The organism is Neisseria sp. HMSC078H04 (assembly GCF_001838135.1).
Classification (GTDB): Bacteria; Pseudomonadota; Gammaproteobacteria; order Burkholderiales; family Neisseriaceae; genus Neisseria.
This window is the reverse complement of sequence record NZ_KV835822.1, coordinates 176,260-198,183: the sequence shown is the minus strand read 5'-3', so window position 1 is coordinate 198,183 and position 21,924 is coordinate 176,260. Positions and strand designations below refer to the sequence as shown.

The window sequence follows — 21,924 nt, the reverse complement described above, 5'->3', positions numbered from 1 at the left end:
TATACATTAATGATTCTTTAAGAAATATAGCGAAAGAATACAAAAAAGGCCGTCTGAATATTCAGACGGCCTTTGATATGAAGCGGTTTACAAGAAGAAAATTGCAGCCACAGTCACGGCGATGATGCCGTAGATGGTCATTGGGATGACAGTTTTCTTAATGATGGCACCTTCGGCGTTGTTCACGTTCAATACGCTGCACACGGCGATGATGTTGTTGATGCAGACCATGTTGCCCATTGCGCCGCCGACAGATTGCAGGGCGAGGATGAGGGTAACGGACAGGCCGGTATCAAGCGCGATTTGTTGTTGAATCGGACCAAAAGTCAGGTTGGATACAGTGTTGGAGCCGGAGAAGAATGCACCGATTGCGCCCAAGTATGGGGAGAAGTACACCCAGTGTTCGCCTGCCATCGCTGCAAATTCTTTACCGATGATTTTCACCATGGAGTCATCGCCGCCAACCATCATCAGTTGAACCATAATCAACGCACCCATCAGGGCAAGCAGAGGTTTTTTGGTTTGGTTGAAGGTTGCAGCGTAGAAAGACCATGCATCTTTGAATTTGGTTTTGTACAGCAGGATGCAAATCCAAACGGTGAAGACAAACGGAATCCAGGCCGGAACGTAGAGGGTTTGGTAGGAAGCGTTTACGCCTTGGCCGAAGATGTTGCCGAAGGTGATGGTCAGGGAGTCGCTGACGGTGATTTTGGACAAATCAAACGGCAGTTGGAAGCTGAACCATTCTTCTTTGCTGGTCAGCAGGCCTTTGATGCCCAGCTGTTTGATACGGGTGACCACCAGCATACCGATCAGCATGCCCAAAGGAGCCAGTGCTTTGGCAACTTGTGCGAAAGGTACTTTTTCTGCATTCGGGTCTTTGGCGTAATCTTTGCTCAAGCCCCAGCCGCGGTTTGCGGCGAATACGGACACCATCAGGCCGATTGCGCCGGCAACCAGAGATGGGAATTCTTCATTGACCATCGCCAATGCAACGTAAGGAAGGGTACAGGAGAATACGGCGATACCGATGAAGCCCAAATTTTTGCGGATTTCAGCCCAAGGTACGATGAAGCTCAAGCCGATAACAGGGATGATGAAACCTGCAAAGAAGTGCATTACACCGGTTTGCATACCGATTTCCATAATGCTCTTTTGATCCAAGCCCAAAGGTGCGAAGCCGAACCAAGTCGGGGTACCTACTGCACCGAAGGAAACAGGCACGGAGTTCATCACCAAAGCGAAGATGGCTACTTTCAACGGATTGAAGCCCAAGCTCATCAGGATTGGCGCGGCAATGGCGGCAGGCGTACCGAAACCGGACGCACCTTCAATCATAAAGGCGAAAGACCAGCCGATGATCATCAACTGGGCAATCGGATTCGGGCTGATGGTAGCCAGCCATTTGCGGATGACGTCGATACAGCCGGTGGTTTCCATCATGCGGTTGAACATAATGGCACCGAAAATCACGGTAATCGGGGTCAGGGTAGAAACGAGGCCTGATGCTGCCGTTGCATTGAGCAACATGGCGTTGTCGCCGAAATAAAACAGTTTGATGACGTAAATCAGCGCAGCGGTAATTGGCAGCGCAATGTAAGACGGCATACTGTTTTTCTTAATCATCAGCCAAATCAGCAGGATGATGGGGAAAATGCTGAGAAAGAGAGCCATAGGAATATCCTCGGGGCAACAAGCACCATAACCGTCAATCAATGGCGGTTTGATGCGATGTGTTGAGTAATAGATGTTTTTCGAATAAGGATTGCCACCTTTTTAGATGCAATCAGTTATCAGGTAAATTGGTTTTACCAATTTATGAAAACTGTTGCACACTTTACGTAATCTTATGTAATCGGTCAAGAGGTTTGTAACAAAAAAGGCCGTCTGAAATTGGGTTTTCAGACGGCCTGAGAGCATTGCCAGTAGTGCATTTGGTCGAATATCGAAAGGTATTTACATTCAATATTTTGTAAAGGTTTTGTTTTTAATTGATTTCAAACGAATTATTCTATTCCTGCCCATTTATGTGTCTGTACGCTTAGTTGCCAATGGACGGGGGCGTCTGGTCGGCTGTTTAATACGCCGATTTGGCGGATGGTGTCGTAGATATTCATCACACCGTCTTGCTCACAAGGCGAGAGGTAGTAATGTTGGGCGCGGATTTTGCGTTCCATCTCTTGACAAAATGCGATGACATCGCCGTCGGCAACAATGCGCACTTCGTCGGCTTTCTCGATGCAGCCGGATTCATATTTGGCGGCATAGCAAGCTTTAGGGCTGGTGGCAACGTAGTCGATTTGCGGTGGCGCGGGGTTGAGGCCGTTTGTTTCGATACACAGAAAATAGCCTTCGGCTTTGAGTGTGTTGAGCAGGGTATCCAAATGCGGTTGGATGGTGGGTTCGCCGCCGGTAATGATGATGTTGCGCGCCGTGTAGGTTTTCAGACGGCCTAAAATATCGGACAGGCTCATCATGCCGAATTTGAGGTAGTCGGTATCGCACCAGTTGCACGCGAGATTGCATTTGCCCAGGCGGATGAAAACGGCGGGCATGCCTGTATTCCAGCCTTCGCCTTGCAGGCTTTCAAAGATTTCGACAATGCGGTATTGGGGATTGTTCGGCGTGATGTGAATGGTCATGAATGTCGGGTGTGTGGGATTGAATCGTTGTGGTGAAGCGTTTTGAGAAATCGGTTGAGGCAGCCATTCTTTCTGTCAGTTCAATAGGAAAGAATGGCTGGGTGTGCTTAAGCGGCAATGACGGCTGCTGCGGCCAAAAATGCCGGCAAGCCTTGTTTGAGCAAAATGCTTTTGTTGCCGGATGAAAACGCGCCCCATGCGGCGGCGATGAGGACGAAGCCGAGGAACAGGATGGTCGCGCCGTAAACCGCGTTGTCGGGTGCGGCAAAGCGCGCCCATACCAAGCCGATGGCGAGGAAGCCGTTGTACAGGCCTTGGTTGGAAAACAGGGTTTGTACGCGTTTTTGTTCCATAAATTCGTAAGGCATGTTGAACAGCTCTGACGCTTTTTCGCTTGGGATTTGCGTCATTTCGAGCCAGGCGATGTAGAAGTGTTCGACAGCGACGAAGAGGACGAGGAGGGTGGAGATGATTTTCATGAAGATTCCTTTTGATGTTTAGCGGATGGGTGTGTTTGGGGAACAGGCCGTCTGAAAAATACAAAATGCCGGTTTATTCCCCTTCATATTCCGCACACGAAGTCGGCGTTTCCCATAGTTTCACGCTGCACACTTTGACACCGGCGTTTTTCAGACGGCCATACATTTCTACGCTCATGTTTTCGGCGGTGGTGCGGCAGGGCAGGCGCAGGGTTTTCATGTTCCAGCCTTCCAAAAGCGCGGCGATTTGGCTTTCGCGTTCGTTGTTGCCGTGATAGATGAAGGCATGGTCGAACGGGTCGGTAATGTGTTGTTTGACGATGGCTTTCAGGTCGGTAAAGTCCATCACCATGCCGTCTTTTGCGCCGCCTTGGATAACGGGCGCGGAGACGGTGATTTCGAGTTTGTAGGTGTGGCCATGCAGGTTTTGGCACTTGCCGTCATGCCCGTCGAGCATGTGAGAGGAATCGAAGGTAAAGATTTTGGTGATTTTCATGAGATGAGGGAAGCCGATCAGGCCGTCTGAACGGTGTAAAACCTGTTTCAGACGGCCTTGGGATTATTGTTCGGAAGGGAGTTTGAGGAAATGCTCGCGATAATGGCGCATTTCTTCGATACTTTCGAGGATGTCGTCCAATGCCTTGTGCGAACCGCGTTTGACCACGCTTTTGGCAACGGCCGGATTCCAGCGTTTGGCCAATTCTTTCAGCGTGGATACGTCTAAGTTGCGGTAGTGGAAATAGGTTTCCAAACGCGGCATGTATTTGACCATGAAGCGGCGGTCTTGATGGATGGAGTTGCCGCACATGGGCGTGGATTTCTCGGGTATCCATGCGGACATGAAGTCCAACAGGTTTTGCTCGACTTCGGCTTCGGTCAGTTTGGATTCGCGCACGCGTTGGGTCAGGCCGGTGCGGCCGTGGGTGGCGGTGTTCCACTCGTCCATGCCGTCGAGCAACTCGTCGCTTTGATGGATGACGTAAACGTCCGACTGCGCCAGTACGTTCAAATCGGAATCGGTAATGATCATGGCGACTTCGATAATGCGGTCGTGTTCCGGGTTGAGGCCGGTCATTTCCATATCGAGCCAGCAGAGATTGTTTGCGTTTTGGGTCATTTCAGACGGCCTTGTGTTTTCAGTTGGCAGTATTATAAAGGATAAAGGTTCGGGCCGTCTGAAAGCATTTGTAACAAGTTGTGCAATCTCTTGATATAATCGTCCGTTACACAAAAAATCACCGCCAAAAATCATGAACCCAAGCCCTTTGCTCGATATTATCGATACGCCTCAGGATTTGCGCCGTCTGGAGAAAAAACAGCTGCCGCAAGTCGCCGCCGAATTGCGCGAATTTCTGTTGGATTCCGTCGGTAAGACGGGCGGCCATTTCGCCAGTAACTTGGGCGCGGTCGAGCTGACGGTGGCACTGCATTATGTGTACGACACGCCCGAAGACCATCTGGTCTGGGATGTCGGCCATCAAAGCTATCCGCACAAAATCCTAACCGGCCGCAAAAATCAAATGCACACCATGCGCCAATACGGCGGTTTGGCGGGTTTTCCGAAACGCAGCGAGTCGGAATACGACGCGTTCGGTGTGGGGCATTCTTCCACATCCATCGGCGCGGCATTGGGCATGGCCGTTGCGGACAAACAGTTGGGCAACAACCGCCGCAGCGTCGCCATCATCGGCGACGGAGCCATGACGGCGGGTCAGGCATTTGAAGCCCTGAACTGCGCAGGCGATATGGATGTTGATTTGCTGGTCATCCTCAACGACAACGAAATGTCGATTTCCCCCAATGTCGGCGCGCTGCCGAAATACCTTGCCAGCAACGTCGTGCGCGATATGCACGGCCTGTTGAGCACCATCAAAGCCCAATCGAGCAAAGTATTGGATAAATTGCCCGGTGCGATGGAGCTTGCCCAAAAAGTCGAAAACAAAATCAAAACCTTGGCAGGCGAAGCGGAGCACGCCAAACAGTCGCTGTCTCTGTTTGAAAACTTCGGTTTCCGTTACACAGGCCCGGTGGACGGCCACAACGTTGAAAATCTGGTCGATGTATTAAAAGACTTGCGCGGCCGCAAAGGCCCTCAGTTGCTGCACGTCATCACCAAAAAAGGCAACGGCTACAAATTCGCTGAAAACGACCCTGTCAAATATCACGCTGTCGCTAAGCTGCCGAGCGAAGTACCTGCTCAGGAAGTCAAGCCTGCCGCGGCCAAACCGACTTATACGCAAGTGTTCGGTCAATGGCTGTGCGACCAAGCGGCGGCGGACGAGCGTTTGGTTGCCATCACGCCTGCCATGCGCGAGGGCAGCGGCTTGGTTGAATTTGAACAGCAATTCCCCGACCGCTATTTCGACGTCGGTATCGCCGAGCAACACGCTGTTACCTTTGCAGGCGGTTTGGCATGCGAAGGCATTAAGCCTGTCGTAGCGATTTACTCCACTTTCCTGCAACGCGCTTACGACCAGTTGGTACACGACGTTGCCTTGCAAAACCTGCCTGTTTTGTTCACCATCGACCGTGCAGGTATTGTTGGTGCAGACGGCCCGACCCATGCCGGTTTATACGACTTGAGCTTTTTGCGTTGCGTTCCGAACATGATTATTGCCGCACCCAGCGACGAAAACGAATGCCGCCTGCTGCTCTCAACCTGCTATCAGGCAAACTCGCCGTCCGCCGTCCGTTATCCGCGCGGTACAGGCACGGGCGCAACTGTTTCAGACGGCCTGGAAACCGTTAAAATCGGTAAAGGCATCATCCGTCGCGAAGGCGAGAAAATTGCCGTTATCGCCTTTGGCAGCATGGTTGCCCCATCATTGGCCGCTGCCGACAAGCTGAACGCGACCGTTGCCGATATGCGCTTTGTCAAACCGATAGACGAAGAACTGATCGTCCGTCTCACCCGAAGCCACGATTACATCGTTACCGCCGAAGAAAACGCCGAACAAGGCGGCGCAGGCAGCGCGGTGTTGGAAGTGTTGGCGAAACACGGCATCTGCAAACCGGTGTTGCTGTTGGGTGTAGAAGACAAAGTTACCGAACACGGCGACCCGAAAAAACTGTTGGACGACTTGGGTTTGAGTGCCGAAGCGATTGAAAAACGCATTGCCGGCTGGATTAAGGCCGTCTGAAAAATGATTAAAACCTATCAATACATTGCATAATTTATGGGAAAAAAACTAATCAGCATCAGCATGGTGCGCAACGAAAACGACGTTATCGAATCGTTTGTCCGTCATAATCTCGAGCTGATGGATGAAATGCACATCATCGATCACGGCAGCAGCGATGGAACAAGGGAAATCCTGATTCAATTGAAAGAAGAAGGTTTGCCGATATTTATCTATCAATATCAAGCACTCAAGTTCAATCATGAGCAATTGGTCAACCAGCTGATGAAGCAGCTTGTAGCAAAAGATGAAGCGATAGATTTCGTTTTTCCGCTGGATGCGGACGAATTTATTTCATGTCCTAGCCGTATCATGCTGGAACAACTTTTGGATGTCATCGGCGAAAACAGGATCGGCATGTACCTTTGGCGCGGCTATTTGCCGACATCGTTGCAATACAACCCCGATTTCACCACTCAATTTACCGAGCAACGCCTCGAAACGCTCTTTACCCCCAAAGTCATTATCCCCAGATGGGCTGCCGAATCTTGCAGCGTGATTATCGGCTGCCATTACATGTTAGATAAAGATGGCAACAAGGTTAAATCAACCCTGTTTCATTCGCCGGATTATCGAGGTTTACATTCCTGGTTTATCGAGCAGTTTTCTGCCCAATTTGCAGAGACCGATTTGTTGTGGCTGGGACATTTCCCAATCCGCTCCTTAAATCAGCACATCAAAAAAATCCTCGAAAAGTCTATCCTGATTGCCATTAAAGACGGGAGTACCGATATTGCCTGGGAAAACCAGTTGCGCGAATTGCTGGACAAAGGCATGAAGATGGACTTGAACAATTTACGGCTGTTGGCGTACAAATACCGTGCCGGTTCTGCAAGTTTAGAGGCCTCACAGTGTGAAGTCAGCCATTACGAACCCTTACGTAAAAAACCGCTGACGCTGAAATACACCTCGCCGGAAGCAGGCGATCCTTTGATGGTTGTCGGACATTTGGTCCTTGCATTGGCAAGCGGCGCGAAAGATTCCTCTTTAGGCCTTAAGGCCGTCTGAAAAACACAGCCCGCGCACACAATAATAGGAAAACCTTATGATCAGTATCTTTGATATTTTCAAAATCGGCATCGGCCCGTCCAGCTCGCACACCGTCGGCCCGATGAAGGCCGCGGCCGCTTTTGCCGATTTGCTGCATGCCGAAAACTTGGATACACAAGTGGCGCGCATTGTCATTGAAGTGTACGGCTCACTTGCTTTGACCGGCATCGGACACGGCACATTCGACGCATTATTGCTCGGTTTGGAAGGCAGCCTGCCGCACGATATCCCGCTTGCGGACATCCCCCAACGCTTGGAACGCATCCGCACGCGGCACGTTTTAAAACTCAACGGCCGTGAAATGGCCTTCAATCCTGAAAAAGATTTGGATATCCGCGGCGACAAAGTGTTGCCCAAACATCCGAACGGTTTGAACTTTATCGCCTACCATTCAGACGGCCAGAAGCTGAAAGAGCAGATCTATTATTCAGTCGGCGGCGGTTTTATCGTAACAGACGAAGGGTTTGCACAAGAAGCGCAAGAAAATTCAGACGTGCCATATCCTTACAAAAACTGCGACGAGTTGCTGGCACAATGCCGTCTGAACCAGTTAAATATTTCCGAAGTCGTGTTGGCCAATGAAGCGGCGTTGGCAGGTTGTGATGAGGCGGAAGTGCGCCGCCGAGTGGCCGCCGTGGCCGATGTGATGGAAAACTGCATCAAGCGCGGCTTGGGTGCGGAAGGACAGTTGCCCGGCGGCTTGAACGTTCGCCGCCGTGCGCCGCAGTTGGCAGCCAAACTCAAAGTCCTGCGCGAAAGCGAAATCGTCAATACCCAACTTTGGCCGATGGTGTACGCCATGGCGGTCAATGAAGAAAACGCCGCCGGCGGCCGTGTCGTAACCGCACCCACCAACGGAGCGGCAGGCATTATTCCTGCCGTCTTGCACTATTTCCGCAAATTTAATCCGCACGCTAACCAATCGCGTGTTGAGGACTTCCTGCTGACTGCCGGTGCCATCGGTATTTTGTATAAAACCAATGCGTCGATTTCCGGTGCGGACGTCGGCTGTCAAGGCGAAGTCGGCGTGGCATGTTCCATGGCGGCGGGTGCATACGCCGAAGTTATCGGCGGTACACCGAAACAAGTGGAAAATGCCGCCGAAATGGCCATGGAACACCACTTAGGCCTGACTTGCGACCCTGTCGGCGGCTTGGTGCAAATCCCCTGTATCGAGCGCAACGGCATCGCCGCCGAAAAAGCCCTCAAGCTCGCCACCCTCGCGCTTTTGGAAGACGGCACAGACAAAAAAGTCTCACTTGATGAAGTGATTCAAACCATGTTGCAAACCGGCCGCGATATGAAGGCAACCTATAAAGAAACCTCACTCGCAGGCTTGGCCATTACCTTGCAGAAAAAAGCCATACCTGTATCCGTGCGCGTGGTGGAATGTTAGCAATAGAGTAAGGGATCTGCACGATAAAAAAGGCCGTCTGAAAAACTTTCAGACGGCCTTCATACAATCAGATATTGATAATTTGTTTTTGAATTTCAGCCCCTTCAAATGTAGAAAGCCAAACAGTATTCTCATTAATTTCGTTGTTGATTTCATCCGTTAAAGGCTGAATTATTCCTTGAGTACGCATATATCGTAGAGTGTCAGTGATGGTTTTGATGGCTAAATCGTCATCGTAAAGGCAATTATGTTCTTTTAAAAACATAATAACATCATGTATGCTCCCTACCTTATGACGTTGGAAGTATAGAACAACGTGATTTTCGGTTTTCTTAAGTTTGTCTTCTGTACTGTTAATAAAGCAAGAAAATAGGGATTTCAGGAAATATCCTGCTGCTAGAGTGGCAATTCCGTAGTAAATCCATGAAGATGTATGGCTGGCATCACTGATAGCAACAGAAAGACTGCCCAAGAAGATGATTGCGTAAAATATTGGGCGAAGTAGCTTCATGATTCTGTAACAGGCTTAGTTACAGCAAATTTCATTTCCTGAGCGATAAGCAGCTCCTCGGCAGCCATTTGATTTAAGTAAACATCTATATCCATCAACGGGCTTTCAATCTGTTTTTGAAACCAGCTACCTTCACTATTTTGATAGTAGAGATCTGCTTTAAACTGCATTTTTCTATCTGATGTTGTGCGAAGAATAATATTACCGGCTTGATAGTCTAAAGATTCCTTTTTTTCTGTAGACAAAATAGTGTTATCCAATGTTTTGGAAAACATGGCAATAAAATCATTTAAAGACAGAAGCTGGTGGCGTTGCAGTTGCTCCAGTTTTTCTAGAAAATCGATGGTAAGATGTTTGCTTATAGCTTTCAAATCATCTATCAATTCTGAAGTTTGCGTTTTCTTTTTTTTGTTTTCAAACATAGTTTGTCATCCAATAAATTAGTTTGCAAGCTGCAATTCTTGGGCTATCTGCTGGCTTATTTCCATTTCTCGCCCATGGGTATTTTGAATTTGCAGTTTTATATCTTGTGGTATATCTTGAAAAGAGACAGCGCGAGTCAATACAGTTTCTTGCCATTGACCATTTGCAGATCGAGAATAGAATTTTTGAATAGCAACTTGTCCGGCCTGATAAAGTGCTTTTGCAAGGTTTCCTTCTTGCAGGAAAGTTTTAAAACCGACAATACTGGCAGGGATAAGAATTTCTTTAATACGATCGAATGATTCTATAACGAATTTTTTAATATCATTCCAAAATGCTCCGATGACTACACCTACACCGATTAATAATGCTGCTCCTGCAATTAAATATGGAATCATGATAATTTTTCCTTGTTGAGTTGTTGTTTGACAAAGTTTTCTGAAACCTCGCGGGTTTCAGTCTTGAGGATTTCCCCTGAGGAAATATCAAATTTTTTACCGGCATTGGCTTCTTTGCCTTTGCGAATATTTTCAATTTTTTCCATTAGGTTTTGATGGGTAACTTCGTGAGCATCCTCGTTTTTTGCGGCAAAAGCCGAAAGTAGGATACCATTGGCAATGTCAGAACCACTGAGCGTGGCTGAGTTTGCGGCAGCATCTACCAAGTCAATGGAATGCGGAAGCTGCTTGGGAATGTATTTTTCAAACAAGCGCAGGCGCGTGGTTTCATCAGGCAGGTCGAATTCGATATGCATCAGAATGCGACGCATGAAGGCTGGGTCGTAGTTGCTAATAAAGTTGGTAGCAAAGAGGACGGTATCGTTGTAATCATTTAATAATGTCAACATGACGGAACGCGTTTGGTTGACGCTGGTATCTGTCGCACTAGTCATATTGGTTACGCGTCTGCTCAAAATAGCATCTGCTTCATCAAAAAATAAAATAGCATTGTTCTCTTTTGCAAATTCAAACGCAGCTTGAATATTTTTTGGAGTTTCGCCGACGTATTTGGATTCGATGTCACCATAATTGACTAAAACTAAAGGGCGGTTGAGATGCTTAGCAATAGCGTGTGCCGCCATGGTTTTGCCTGTACCCGGTTCGCCATAGAGGTTGATGATCATTTTGTTGTCGTACTTGTGGGTATGTTTGAAACCCCATTCTTCAAATACGGCAGATTGGTGTTCTCGCAGGCTGATGGCGCGCTTAAGTTCGTTGAGTGTATGTGCGGGCAGAATCAGATCGGACAGGCTGTAAATCGGCTGACTCAAATCGAATGCAATAGTATTTTTTTTAGGTGCAACTGTTTCTTTTTTAACAGTATTGGGTACGATAGGCATTCTGTTTAGATGATGATGAAATAGAACATATGGATTTTATGTTTTTTTATTTTCTTTTTCAATTATTTATTTTATTTTTAGAAGAAGTTATTGTATGTAAAAGGAATTAATTATTTTCTGAAAAGTAAGGATAAAAAATGTCGTTGGGAAAAATAGTTCCTAGGGGACTTTTTTCTTTATTAAACAAGCAAGTATTTTGATGACATTATTCGTTGGGTGGATTTATGTTTATATACTCATTCATGAGGGTGAATAGAGTTTGGTTGAAACAGTAAATAAAAAAGGCCGTCTGAAAAACTTTCAGACGGCCTTTTTTTGTATGGATCGAATAACTAACCGTTTTTTTGATAAGGGTTTTCCAGCCCGGCCATTAACTCGCGGAAGTATTCGCGCAACTGTTTTTCGGAACAACCCATCAGCAGCGCGTCTTCAAATGCGTCCTGCGCTATTTGGTACAGTTCGTTCAAGTTTTCGGTCATGACTTTGACTTTTTCGGTGCAGGAAACAATCTGACCGTCATCGTCATACCATTTAGGCATTTGCGGCATTGCCATCGTACACCTCAATTCAAGAAACGGGATGGATCGTTTTTCTTCACGCGGCGGGCAAAGGCGTATTTCGCGCTCCAATATTTGTGGCCGAGGCTGGTAATTTCGATACGTTTGCCCGTTCTCGGCGCGTGAATGAAATTGTTGTTGCCGATGTAAAGGCCGACGTGGGAAATACGGCCGCGACCCATGGTGCGGAAAAAGACCATGTCGCCCGGCTGCAATTCCGAACGGCTCACGGCAACGCCCATTTGCGCCTGTTCGGCAGAGGTGCGCGGCAGGTTCACGCCCATGGCGCGTTTAAAGATATGTTGCATGAAGCCGCTGCAGTCAAAGCCGGTAGAAGCTGATGTGCCGCCGTAGCGGTAGGCCACGCCGAGCAAGCCCATGGCGCTGCCGATTAACTCATCTGCATTGCCCGAAGGTGCGCGCGTATTGTTGCTTGCGGCAGGATAGGTATTGGTGGGATGGACAGGGGTTGCCTGACGCGTATTGCCGTAAACGTTGGCGTTGTCGTTGAATTGGTTTAAAACATGCTGACGGGTGGTAATCAGGTTTTCCAAATCATCGGCGTAAGAAAAATTGACGCTCGCGAGCATGGCGACCGAAGTCCAAACTGCTGCGAGCCGGAGTAAAAAATTCATTATAAAAACTTCCGTTTCAGAAGGCATTCCCTGCCGATTGCAGGCACATTGCCGGTTTCTGAGATGTTATCCCGTATCATTCTCTTGTTATCTGCTTGATTGTATTCAAAAACCGTCTTTTTGGCAAAAAAACTGCTGTTATTTTGCGTTAAACCCTTGTTTCCAAACAAACTAGAAAAACATTAAATGCGGTTTCGCTTGATTTATCCGCCGCTGCAACCATATAAGCGGCATTCATTGATTTATTTTCAGAGACTGACATGACACAAAATCACAGCGATATCCGTACACGCTTTATCTTCGACGATATGCCTATCCGCGGTATGCACATCCGCCTTGAAAAGGTTTGGCACCACATCGTCAACCAAAAACATTATCCTGTCGCCATCCGTCGTGCATTGGGCGAATTGTTGGCCGCCGGTGCTTTATTGTCTGCCAACCTTAAAAACGAAGGTGCGCTGATTGTTCAGGTTCAAGGTCAGGGCCGTCTGAAAATGTTGGTGGTGGAAGCGACTTCTGAAAATACTGTCCGTGCTACCGCCCGATGGGATGAAACCGCTGAAATCCGTGATGATGAAAGCCTGACTGCGCTGTTGGGCGAAAACAGCGTGTTCGTTTTGACTCATCAGCCTAAAGATGCCGACCCATGGCAAGGTGTTGTGCCGCTGGAAGGCGACAGCATTGCGCAAATGTTGGTCAACTATATGAAACGTTCCGAGCAGCTCGATACCTATATTACGCTTGCTGCCGACGACCAAGCCGCAGGCGCATTATTGCTGCAACGTCTGCCGGAAGAAGAATTGGATGATGCCGCGTGGGAGCATGTGACTACGCTTGCGCAAACGCTTACTTCGCAAGAATTGACCGGTTTGTATGCGCATCACGCCCTTTATCGCCTTTACCATGAAACCCCGCCCCGCGTTTTTGAACCGGAAGCCATTGAATTTGCCTGCACCTGTTCCCGCGGCAAAGTCAGCGATATGTTGTTGATGCTTGGCGGTCAAGAAGTCGGCGGCGTGGTGGCGGAACAAGGCAGCATTCAAATTGATTGCGATTTCTGCCATACCAAGTATGTGTTTGATGAAACCGATGTCAACGCTTTGTTTGGCGCGGATGTGGTGAATGCCGTACGTCAAGAAAATGAGCGTTTGCAGTAAGCAAGCGATAAAAGTTTCTTAAAGAAATTGGATACCTTAATAGAAAGGCAGGTGTAATACCTGTCCTTTCTTTTTGGGAAAACTGAATATCATCAATAGGGAATGCCGTCTGAAAAAAGCGTGGCTGATTTCAGACGGCATGATTGTTTTAAACGATGCGTTTAATGTTTAAAGATTATTTCCAAACCAACAAAGCGTGGTTGCGTTTGCCGCGGCGGACAATGGTGTATTTACCGAAACGTTTGTGTTCGTCGGTCAGCATGTAGGCATCGTCAGGTTTTTCAGCGGCATGGTTTGGATTGTTGGCTTCAGCAGGTTTGCCGTTGAGCAAAACCGCTTTGCTGTTAACAAAACCGCGCGCTTCTTTGTTGGAAGACGCTAAACCGGTTTTTACCAAAGTCTCAACCACATTGAGGCTCTCGGGAACTTCAAAAGTCGGCAGGCCGTCGAGTGCCAGCTGCTCGAAGTCGCTTTCGGTAAGATGGCTTTGGTCTTCGGCAAATAGGCTTTCAGAAATACGTTGGGCGGCGGCAAGGGCCTCTTCGCCGTGAATCAGACGGGTCATTTCTTCGGCGAGAATGCGTTGCGCTTCTGGCTTGGTGCCGCTGGCTTTATCTTTGGCTTCGATGGCATCGATTTCTTCGATGGACAGGAAGGTAAAGTATTTCAGGAATTTATATACATCGGCATCGGCCACTTTCAGCCAGAATTGGTAGAACTGATACGGAGAAGTTTTCTTCGCGTTCAACCATACCGCGCCGCCTTCGGTTTTACCGAATTTGGTGCCGTCGGATTTGGTTACCAAAGGCAGGGTCAGGCCGAATACTTGTTTTTGGTGCAGACGGCGGGTCAAGTCGATACCGGCAGTGATGTTGCCCCATTGGTCGGAACCGCCGATTTCCAAAACCGCGCCATGGCGTTTGTTCAGTTCGGCAAAATCGTAGCCTTGCAGCAGGGAGTAGGCGAACTCGGTAAAGGAAATCCCCACATCGTCGCGCTCGATACGCTGTTTGACGGATTCCTTGTTCAGCATGGCGTTGACAGAGAAATGCTTGCCGATGTCGCGCAGGAAGTCGAGGCAGTTCATGCTGCCGAACCAGTCGGCGTTGTTCGCCATAATGGCGGCGTTTTCGCCGTCAAAGCTCAAAAAAGGTTTTAGTTGGTTGCGGATGCTTTCTACCCAGCCGGCAACGGTTTCGGCGGAATTTAAGCTGCGTTCAGCGGCTTTAAAGCTTGGGTCGCCGATCATGCCGGTCGCACCGCCCACCAAAGCAATCGGCGTATGGCCGGCTTGTTGGAAACGGCGCAATGCCAATACAGGCAGCAAGTGGCCGATGTGCAGGCTGTCGGCTGTCGGGTCAAAACCGCAATAGAGGGAAATTTTTTGTTCGTTTAGCAAAGCGTCTAAGGCTTCGATGTCGGTAGTTTGCGCGATTAAGCCACGCGATTGTAGGTCTTTGATGACGCTCATTGATATCTTCCAAAAAAATTAGCAGTTTTACAAACTGCTAATTGTAACAAATTTCATCGGATGAATGGCTATGGCTTACTGAAGAAGCGTGTGTTTTTCAGAAAAACGTTTGGCCAGTTCTCTGCCACCGTAAGGGTTGATGTGGTCTCTATCAGAATAAACCGGCAATCCATTGATTTTGAAGTTCTCCGGAATATAGGCAGTGGCATCGATAATGTACACATTGGCATATTTTTCTGCCAATTCTTTGATGCGCTCATTTCCTTTTGAAGTGACTGTTTCATCAATGGCAAGATTTTGACTAAATCCCGGTATGCGGTAAGACAGGATATAGGCGCGCAAGCCGTTGTATGATAGATTAGGGTTGTCTATCATCAGGTAAACCGCTTGTTTTTCCGAAGAAAGTTTTTGCAACATGAGGTCGAATTTTTTGAAAAAATCGGCATCGTAAGCAAGGGAGTGGCTGTTTTCAGGCATTTGGCTGCCCCAGCGCATGGCCAAAAGCACTTTTGAGTATTGGGGCAGATGCTCTTTGGCGTATTCATAAACGGCACGGCAGGAGGCGTTTTGCTTGAATACGGGTGCGGCATAATCTTCTACATAGGCGCAACTGTCCGCAGAAACCATCGCTGCCGACCAGTTTTCTTTTTTGCCGACGGTATCAAAAAACGTTTTATATTGGTCGGCATGCGAATCGCCTAGAATCAGTAATTCCGGCTGTTTGTCGGTATCGCCCCAAACACACTGTTTGTCGGTATTGTTGTGACAAGAAGTATAGGAACGCGCCAATCCCATACGGTCGTATTGCTCTATAAACGGAAGCTTCATGGCAAGAAAAGGCGTAATGGCCAAAACAAGCATGGGGGCAGTATAAACCCATGTAACAGATTGGGCAAAAGAGCCTTTCCAGTTTTTAAACGGCTTCTCGACAAAATAATAAGAAAGCAGAGAGAGTGCAAACATTAAGACAATCGCGGCCGCAGTCGAATACGAAGGCAGATTATTTGAACCGATGTATCTCATAAAAGCCAATACAGGCCAATGCCACAGATACAATGAATAGGAAATCAAGCCTATGCCGACAGTAATCTTCCATTGGAAGAATTTTTTCAACCGGTGTTCAAATTGATTGAAATAAATGAATGCGGCGGCGGCCAAACAAGGAATGATGGCGGCAGGTCCCGGAAAATAGGCGGTTTTTTCCGTATAGGTAAACAGGCAGGCAAACAGTACGCATACGGAAAGTAATGCGCCTGCCGCCGCATATTGTTTGCCGGTATCCAGCGCTTGCTGTTGCCGGTATTGCATCCACACTGCCGTCAGCGAGCCGATCAGCATTTCGCAGGCGCGCAGATGGGGAAGGTAATATTTATCCAGCGCAGTCGGCATAAAAGAAGCCAAAATGCTGAATACGCATAGTGTGATGAGGAAGGCAAACTGGGTGCGCCAGCTTTTGCGGACTACCAGTAACAGCAATATCGGGAAGACGAAATAATATTGTTCTTCGACCGATAAAGACCAAATGTGAAGCAAAGGTTTTTCTTCTTGTATGGGGTCGAAATAGCCCTGACCCTTTGCAAAAAAGATATTGGAGATGAACCCCAAGGTGGACAGGGCTGTCCTCCATAAAAGGGAAAAATCATCTTTGGTGAATAAAAGAAAGCCGCATATCAGCGTTACCGTCAATACGGTAAAAAATGCGGGCAGTATCCGCTTGATACGGCGGATGTAAAATTTTTTGAACGAAAAAATCCCACTGCTCATTTCACGATGGATAATCATCGTGATCAGAAAGCCGGAAATAACAAAAAAGATATCAACACCAAGAAAGCCGCCAGGCAGCCAGTTTTTTTCAATATGGAAAACGACAACGGATAGAACAGCAACGGCACGCAATGTATCAATATCTGGGCGGTAAGATAAAACTTTGCTCATAATATTTTGATTTTAATTAGTTTATTTTAATGGCGTCATCTGAAAAGTGATTCCTGCCGAGAATGACAGTATTTCGGAGGTCGGCCATCGTTTGTCGGAACAGGGCAGTTTGTTTGCCTTCTTAGAATGATTGCTGATGATATGCGTTTGAATAGTAATGGATTAGAGTAGGAATAAAGTTGATAGTTTCAACATAATATTTAATATGTTGTTTTTATAATGAATCAATACGATGTGGTATTGTTTAATTATTTATTGTCATATCAATGATATTGTTATTGATGATGTAACCTTGCGCTATTTTTAGGTAAGGTGTTGGTAAGAGATGAGAGATTTAAAGAGAGAAAAATTACGGGCCATGCCCGTATTTATTATGAAGATAATGTCTTATTTTGTTGATATTTCAAGACATGAGGCCGTCTGAAAATAAATTCAGACGGCCTTAATCTTAGAAAAGGCCGTCTGAAAAAGCGTTACGCTGGGTTTATACGTTAAACAGGAAGTGCATCACATCGCCATCTTGTACGATGTATTCTTTGCCTTCCACACGCATTTTGCCGGCTTCTTTGGCTTTGGCTTCGCCGCCTAAAGCGATGAAATCTTCGTAGGAGATAACTTGGGCGCGGATGAAGCCGCGTTCAAAGTCAGTGTGAATCACGCCGGCGGCTTGTGGGGCTGTGTCGCCTTTGTGGATGGTCCAAGCGCGGACTTCTTTGACACCGGCGGTGAAGTAGGTTTGCAGGCCCAAGAGGTCGTAGCCGGCACGAATCAGGCGGTTCAGGCCCGGTTCTTCCAAGCCCATTTCAGCGAGGAATTCGGCTTTCTCGTCGTCTTCCAGTTCGGCGATTTCGCTTTCCATCGCGGCGCAAACGGCCACAACCGGTGCGTTTTCTTTTGCAGCTAATTCTTTCAGACGGTCGAGGTGCGGGTTGTTTTCAAAACCGTCTTCGGAAACGTTGCCGACGTACATGGCAGGTTTGGCAGTCAGTAGGAACAGCGGTTTGAGCATGGCAAGTTCTTCTGCGTCCAACCCGAAAGCGCGTACAGGCTTACCTTCGTCTAGATGAGGCAGCAGTTTTTTGCACAGATCGACCAGCTTTTGCGCGTCTTTGTCGCCTGAGCGTGCGCGTTTTTCTTCGCGGACGATGGCTTTTTCGACGCTGGCCAAGTCAGCCAGTGCCAACTCGGTGCCGATGGTTTCGATGTCGGCAATCGGATCAACTTTGCCTGCAACGTGGACGATGTTGTCATCGTCAAAGCAACGTACAACGTTAACAATCGCGTCAGTCTCGCGGATGTTGGCGAGGAACTGGTTGCCCAAGCCTTCGCCTTTGCTCGCGCCTGCAACCAAACCGGCGATGTCGACAAATTCGACGATGGCAGGCTGCATTTTTTGCGGATTGACGATTTTTGCCAATTCGGCCATACGTGGATCGGGGACTTCAACGATGCCGACGTTGGGTTCGATGGTACAGAAAGGATAGTTTGCCGCTTCGATACCCGATTGGGTCAGCGCGTTAAAGAGGGTGGATTTGCCGACGTTGGGCAAACCGACGATGCCGCATTTCAAGCTCATGGTTTTTCCTGAAAAGATAAAAGTTTAACGGCGAATTATAGCATATTGTGGAGGTACTCAAAACAGCCGCAATGCTGGTGTGTTCTTATAATAAAAGGCCGTCTGAAAAAAGAGGGGCAGGCATTCAGCTTATTGTGCTTCCGAAGAATGAGTAAATGAATAAAGCCGTTAAATAAAACAATTTTTCAGACAGGAGGCTTAAGATCAAACCCAAAAGAATGCCCAGTACCCAATAAATCATCTGCCGGTATTTCGGGTCGGATGTGGTACGCAACATTTTAAAATACAAAACTAGACAGCCGAACATGCAGATTGTTTGAAACAGAATGAGGGGGAGGCTGTTAATGGCTTCGGAAATCGAATCATGAACGATGATTGTCCCTATGCGTATGCATAAATAAATTAAAGCCGAGCCTACCGCCGAATGCCCAAAAGGGACGGGCGTGTCGGATGAGTCGGGTGTTTTGTGGGGCTGAAGCCTGCCGAATAACAAGATAAATACAATGTCAAACATAATGATAGTTGCCTTGGCGTAAGATGTTTTCGTTTTTCAGACGGCCTCAGGGTGTCTGAAAGCTTATTGTGCGGCGATATGGGGTGGTGCCGCAGTAAGGTATGTCAGTAGGCCGACCATCCATCATGCTGAAGTGGTTGTCATGCTTAAGTGAACACTTTGATTTAGCAGAGGGTTATCTGCTATTTCTCCAAATAGTCTGAAATACAGGGTAAGTTAAATGAATAGGGTCAGAGTGGCAAGCAGGTTGAGAAACAGTATGGAGTTTGTGGGTAAAACCTTTGCCGCGGTTCGCAGTTAGTTTAAAGGCCGTCTGAAAAACTGTTTCAGACGGCCTTTTTTCCGTACTGACTTAACCGGTATTACGCAAACCTTGCGCCACGCCGTTGATGGTCAGGTGAACCATCAGCAGTGCGTGCGGATTATCGGGCTCTTTGCGCAGGCGTTTGAGCATGGCGACTTGCAGGCCATTGAGGGCGTTCAGGTATGGAATCCTCAAGGCAAGCGAACGGGCGAGGCTGCGGTTGTCGCGCAGGAGCTCTTCGGTTTGCAGCAAGTCGAGCAGTGCTTTGCGGCTGCGTTGGTATTCTTCCTTAATCATGCCGAAGATGACTTTTGCTTTATCGGGCGATTCGCTCAAGCCGGCATAGTTTTCCGCCAAGGTGATGTCGGTTTTTGCCATTACTTGCTCCATATTGGAGAGCATGGCTTGGAAGAACGGGTTGCTTTGGGCGTGTTCGCGCAGGGCGGCCAGTGTGTCGGGATTGCCTTCGCACAAGGTTTCCACTGCGCTGCCGAAACCGTACCAAGCCGGCAGCATGAGGCGGTTTTGCATCCATGAGAATACCCACGGAATCGCACGCAAGTCCTGAATCCGCGCCAAGGTTTTGCGGCTGGCAGGACGGCTGCCGAGGTTGAGGGTGGCGATTTCCTGAATCGGGCTGGTTTGCAAGAAGTAGTCGATGAAGTCGGGGTGGGTAATCAGCTCGCGGTAGTATTTGAACGATACGTCTGACAAATCCTGCATCAGTTTGGCATCAGGGTCTTTTTTGTCCGGCAGGATGCTGGCTTCCAAAGTCGCGGCAACCAAGGTTTCCAAGTTGCGTTGGGCATTGCCCGGGTCAGCGTATTTGGCGGTAATGACTTCGCCTTGCTCGGTAATGCGGATTTGTCCGGCAACGCTGCCTGCAGGTTGCGCCAAAATGGCTTGGTAAGATGGGCCGCCACCGCGGCCTACGCTGCCGCCGCGGCCGTGGAACAGGCGCATGCGGACATCGTATTTTTTGAAGAGTTCGACCAAGCCCAACTCTGCCTGATACAGACACCATGAGCTGGTAACGTAGCCGCCGTCTTTGTTGGAGTCGGAGTAGCCGAGCATGATTTCTTGGATGTTGCCGCGGCTTTCGAGCAGGGCATCATACCAGTCGAGGCGGAACATGGTTTCCATGACCGGACAGGCGTTTTCGAGTGCTTCGATGGTTTCAAACAGAGGCACGATATTGATGCGGCTGTGCGGTTTGCCGTTTTCTACCACCAACAGGCCGCTTTCTTTCAGTAGCAATGCCAAGGCAAGCAGGTCGCTGGGTTGTTCGCAGTTGGAAATAATGCTTTGTGTAACGGCATCTTCGCCGAATTCGTCTTTGATTTTGCGCGCTTCGTTGAAAATTGCCAGTTCGTGACGGGTATGGTCGCTGTATGTGATGAACGGGCTGTACAGCGGACGTTGATGGCTCAATTCGCGCAACAGAGCGGTTTGTTTTTGCTCTTCGTTCAGACTGTTGTAGTCTTCCAAGCCTGCGTGTTGGAAGAGCTCGGCAACTACATCGGCGTGTTTGCCTGCGTGTTGGCGCAGGTCGAGCGGCATCATGTGGAAGCCAAACACGGACACGCTGCGGATAATGTCGGCCAGACGGCCTTCTGCCAGCAGTTGGCTGCCGTTTTCATGGAGCGAGCGTTGCAGTTTTTTCAGGTCGTTGAGGAACTCTTCAACCGTGGCATAAGGCTCGAGGAAGCCGAATTTGCAGCCCATGCCCAAACCGAGTGAGCGTGCCTTGCCCATGGCGCGTGCCATGATGTAGGCGATGGCGCGGCGGTAGGGTTCTTCGGTGCGGGCGATTTCTTCGTCAGGCGAGAGGGTGGCCAGTGCCATCACGTCGTCGTTGACTTTGACGCGGCGGATGGAGAGTGGCAATTCGCGGTAAAGTTTGTCGAGTTCGCCGCGATAGAAACGGAACACTGCGTCGGCATGCCGTCTGAACGCAAAACGCAAGGTTTCGGCAGAAACGAACGGGTTGCCGTCGCGGTCGCCGCCGATCCAGCCGCCGATTTTAAGGATATTCGGAACGCGGACGCCGGGATAGGCCGTCTGAAAATCGCGTTCCATTGTGCGGTAGAGTTTGGGCAGGGCTTCAAAGAAGCTCATCGGGAAGATGGATACACCGTTGTTGATCTCGTCGTTGACGCTAAGTTTGTGGCGGCGCGTTTCACTGGTCTGCCACAAGCCCAAAAGGACTGTGTCGATTTCTCGGCGTAACTGAGCCAGCGCATCAGGATTGGTGCAGCGTTCGCGTTGCGGCAGCAGCGCGCGGATGCGGCGGTTGAAGCTCAAGACGGTTTGGCGTTGCACTTCGGTCGGGTGCGCGGTCAAAACGGCGGTAACGACTGTATTGTCCAGTTGTTGTTGCACCGCTTTGCCGTTGACTTTTCCGGCTTTGAGTTTACGCACGGTTTCCGTCAGGCTGCCTTCGGCACTGTTGTGTCCGGCCTCTTCGTGGATTTGGCGGCGGCGTTCGTGGTGCACGTCTTCGGCGATGTTCAAAATCTGTGCGAACAGGCCGCAGGCCAAGGTTAAATCGTGGGTTTGTTGTTCATCTAATTGCGGCAACACCTTTTCAATCAAGGCAGCGCTGTCGTCTGAAGTCGATAATAACTTAACGGTTTCGACCACCAAAGGCGACGCTTCCTCATGCAGCAGATTGAAAAGAGACTGTTTTAAAAATTCCGCATCCGCTGCCAAAGCGGCATCTTTGGGATTGTTTAAGATATGCAGTTGCATGATTT

19 protein-coding genes are annotated in these 21,924 nt (G+C 48.7%); 4 read left to right on the top strand and 15 right to left on the bottom strand.

Annotation, left to right across the window (positions count from 1 at the left end; genetic code table 11):
- Positions 1-87: 87 nt before the first annotated feature.
- The 5 genes from HMPREF2560_RS01145 to orn form a co-directional block, all read right to left on the bottom strand.
- The gene (locus HMPREF2560_RS01145) at positions 88-1,674 is read right to left on the bottom strand and encodes an L-lactate permease (RefSeq protein ID WP_070607099.1); all 1,587 of its coding nucleotides are present in this window, start codon (positions 1,672-1,674) and stop codon (positions 88-90) included.
- 332 nt (positions 1,675-2,006) lie between these two features.
- Positions 2,007-2,642, bottom strand: coding sequence for a 7-carboxy-7-deazaguanine synthase QueE (locus tag HMPREF2560_RS01140; RefSeq protein WP_070873652.1), 636 nt, complete (start codon positions 2,640-2,642; stop codon positions 2,007-2,009).
- Between the two features lie 107 nt (positions 2,643-2,749).
- Complete coding sequence (locus HMPREF2560_RS01135) at positions 2,750-3,121, bottom strand: DUF1304 domain-containing protein (RefSeq protein ID WP_004520404.1); 372 nt, start codon at positions 3,119-3,121, stop codon at positions 2,750-2,752.
- A gap of 73 nt (positions 3,122-3,194) precedes the next feature.
- On the bottom strand, positions 3,195-3,617 hold the full coding sequence (queD, locus tag HMPREF2560_RS01130; RefSeq protein WP_003748900.1) for a 6-carboxytetrahydropterin synthase QueD: 423 nt from the start codon (positions 3,615-3,617) through the stop codon (positions 3,195-3,197).
- A gap of 63 nt (positions 3,618-3,680) precedes the next feature.
- Positions 3,681-4,238 carry an oligoribonuclease gene (orn, locus tag HMPREF2560_RS01125; RefSeq protein ID WP_070873651.1) on the bottom strand — a complete coding sequence of 186 codons (558 nt, stop codon included), beginning with the start codon at positions 4,236-4,238 and terminating at the stop codon, positions 3,681-3,683.
- Between the two features lie 133 nt (positions 4,239-4,371).
- On the opposite strand from orn, the gene dxs reads away from it, so the two are divergent.
- Genes dxs through HMPREF2560_RS01110 form a run of 3 tightly spaced genes read left to right on the top strand, consistent with a single transcriptional unit; the run spans position 4,372 to position 8,746 of the window.
- Positions 4,372-6,261 (top strand): 1-deoxy-D-xylulose-5-phosphate synthase, encoded by a 1,890-nt coding sequence (dxs, locus tag HMPREF2560_RS01120; RefSeq protein ID WP_070873650.1) that lies wholly within the window; start codon positions 4,372-4,374, stop codon positions 6,259-6,261.
- 36 nt (positions 6,262-6,297) lie between these two features.
- Entirely contained in the window at positions 6,298-7,308 is a 1,011-nt protein-coding gene (locus HMPREF2560_RS01115) for a glycosyltransferase family 2 protein (protein WP_070607087.1), read from the top strand.
- Positions 7,309-7,345: 37 nt separating this feature from the next.
- Positions 7,346-8,746 (top strand): L-serine ammonia-lyase, encoded by a 1,401-nt coding sequence (locus HMPREF2560_RS01110; protein ID WP_070607085.1) that lies wholly within the window; start codon positions 7,346-7,348, stop codon positions 8,744-8,746.
- A 67-nt stretch (positions 8,747-8,813) separates the two neighbouring features.
- Here the strand turns inward: HMPREF2560_RS01110 and HMPREF2560_RS01105 are convergent, their stop codons facing one another.
- From HMPREF2560_RS01105 to HMPREF2560_RS01080, 6 genes are all read right to left on the bottom strand, one after another.
- Complete coding sequence (locus HMPREF2560_RS01105; RefSeq protein WP_070591443.1) at positions 8,814-9,257, bottom strand: hypothetical protein; 444 nt, start codon at positions 9,255-9,257, stop codon at positions 8,814-8,816.
- Positions 9,254-9,679: a hypothetical protein gene (locus HMPREF2560_RS01100; RefSeq protein WP_070591441.1), complete on the bottom strand. Its 426-nt coding sequence runs from the start codon at positions 9,677-9,679 to the stop codon at positions 9,254-9,256. The genes HMPREF2560_RS01105 and HMPREF2560_RS01100 overlap by 4 nt, the downstream gene beginning before the upstream one ends.
- A gap of 18 nt (positions 9,680-9,697) precedes the next feature.
- Positions 9,698-10,078 (bottom strand): hypothetical protein, encoded by a 381-nt coding sequence (locus HMPREF2560_RS01095; RefSeq protein ID WP_070607082.1) that lies wholly within the window; start codon positions 10,076-10,078, stop codon positions 9,698-9,700.
- Positions 10,075-11,019: an ATP-binding protein gene (locus tag HMPREF2560_RS01090; protein ID WP_070591438.1), complete on the bottom strand. Its 945-nt coding sequence runs from the start codon at positions 11,017-11,019 to the stop codon at positions 10,075-10,077. Before HMPREF2560_RS01090 ends, HMPREF2560_RS01095 begins: the two co-directional genes overlap by 4 nt.
- A gap of 332 nt (positions 11,020-11,351) precedes the next feature.
- Positions 11,352-11,573 (bottom strand): hypothetical protein, encoded by a 222-nt coding sequence (locus tag HMPREF2560_RS01085; RefSeq protein WP_070607078.1) that lies wholly within the window; start codon positions 11,571-11,573, stop codon positions 11,352-11,354.
- A gap of 8 nt (positions 11,574-11,581) precedes the next feature.
- Positions 11,582-12,211: a C40 family peptidase gene (locus HMPREF2560_RS01080; RefSeq protein WP_070607076.1), complete on the bottom strand. Its 630-nt coding sequence runs from the start codon at positions 12,209-12,211 to the stop codon at positions 11,582-11,584.
- 260 nt (positions 12,212-12,471) lie between these two features.
- Between HMPREF2560_RS01080 and hslO the strand changes: the two genes are divergently transcribed.
- Positions 12,472-13,368 carry an Hsp33 family molecular chaperone HslO gene (gene hslO / locus HMPREF2560_RS01075; protein ID WP_070607073.1) on the top strand — a complete coding sequence of 299 codons (897 nt, stop codon included), beginning with the start codon at positions 12,472-12,474 and terminating at the stop codon, positions 13,366-13,368.
- 175 nt (positions 13,369-13,543) lie between these two features.
- Here the strand turns inward: hslO and tyrS are convergent, their stop codons facing one another.
- The 4 genes from tyrS to ppc all read right to left on the bottom strand — a co-directional run bounded on the left by tyrS (position 13,544) and on the right by ppc (position 21,919).
- Positions 13,544-14,839, bottom strand: coding sequence for a tyrosine--tRNA ligase (gene tyrS, locus HMPREF2560_RS01070; RefSeq protein WP_070607070.1), 1,296 nt, complete (start codon positions 14,837-14,839; stop codon positions 13,544-13,546).
- A 75-nt stretch (positions 14,840-14,914) separates the two neighbouring features.
- A complete protein-coding gene (locus HMPREF2560_RS01065) occupies positions 14,915-16,774 on the bottom strand; it encodes an acyltransferase family protein (RefSeq protein ID WP_070734727.1) in 1,860 nt (619 codons plus the stop codon).
- 484 nt (positions 16,775-17,258) lie between these two features.
- Entirely contained in the window at positions 17,259-18,350 is a 1,092-nt protein-coding gene (gene ychF, locus HMPREF2560_RS01060; protein ID WP_070607064.1) for a redox-regulated ATPase YchF, read from the bottom strand.
- 866 nt (positions 18,351-19,216) lie between these two features.
- The gene (gene ppc, locus HMPREF2560_RS01050) at positions 19,217-21,919 is read right to left on the bottom strand and encodes a phosphoenolpyruvate carboxylase (protein WP_070607058.1); all 2,703 of its coding nucleotides are present in this window, start codon (positions 21,917-21,919) and stop codon (positions 19,217-19,219) included.
- Positions 21,920-21,924 lie beyond the last annotated feature (5 nt).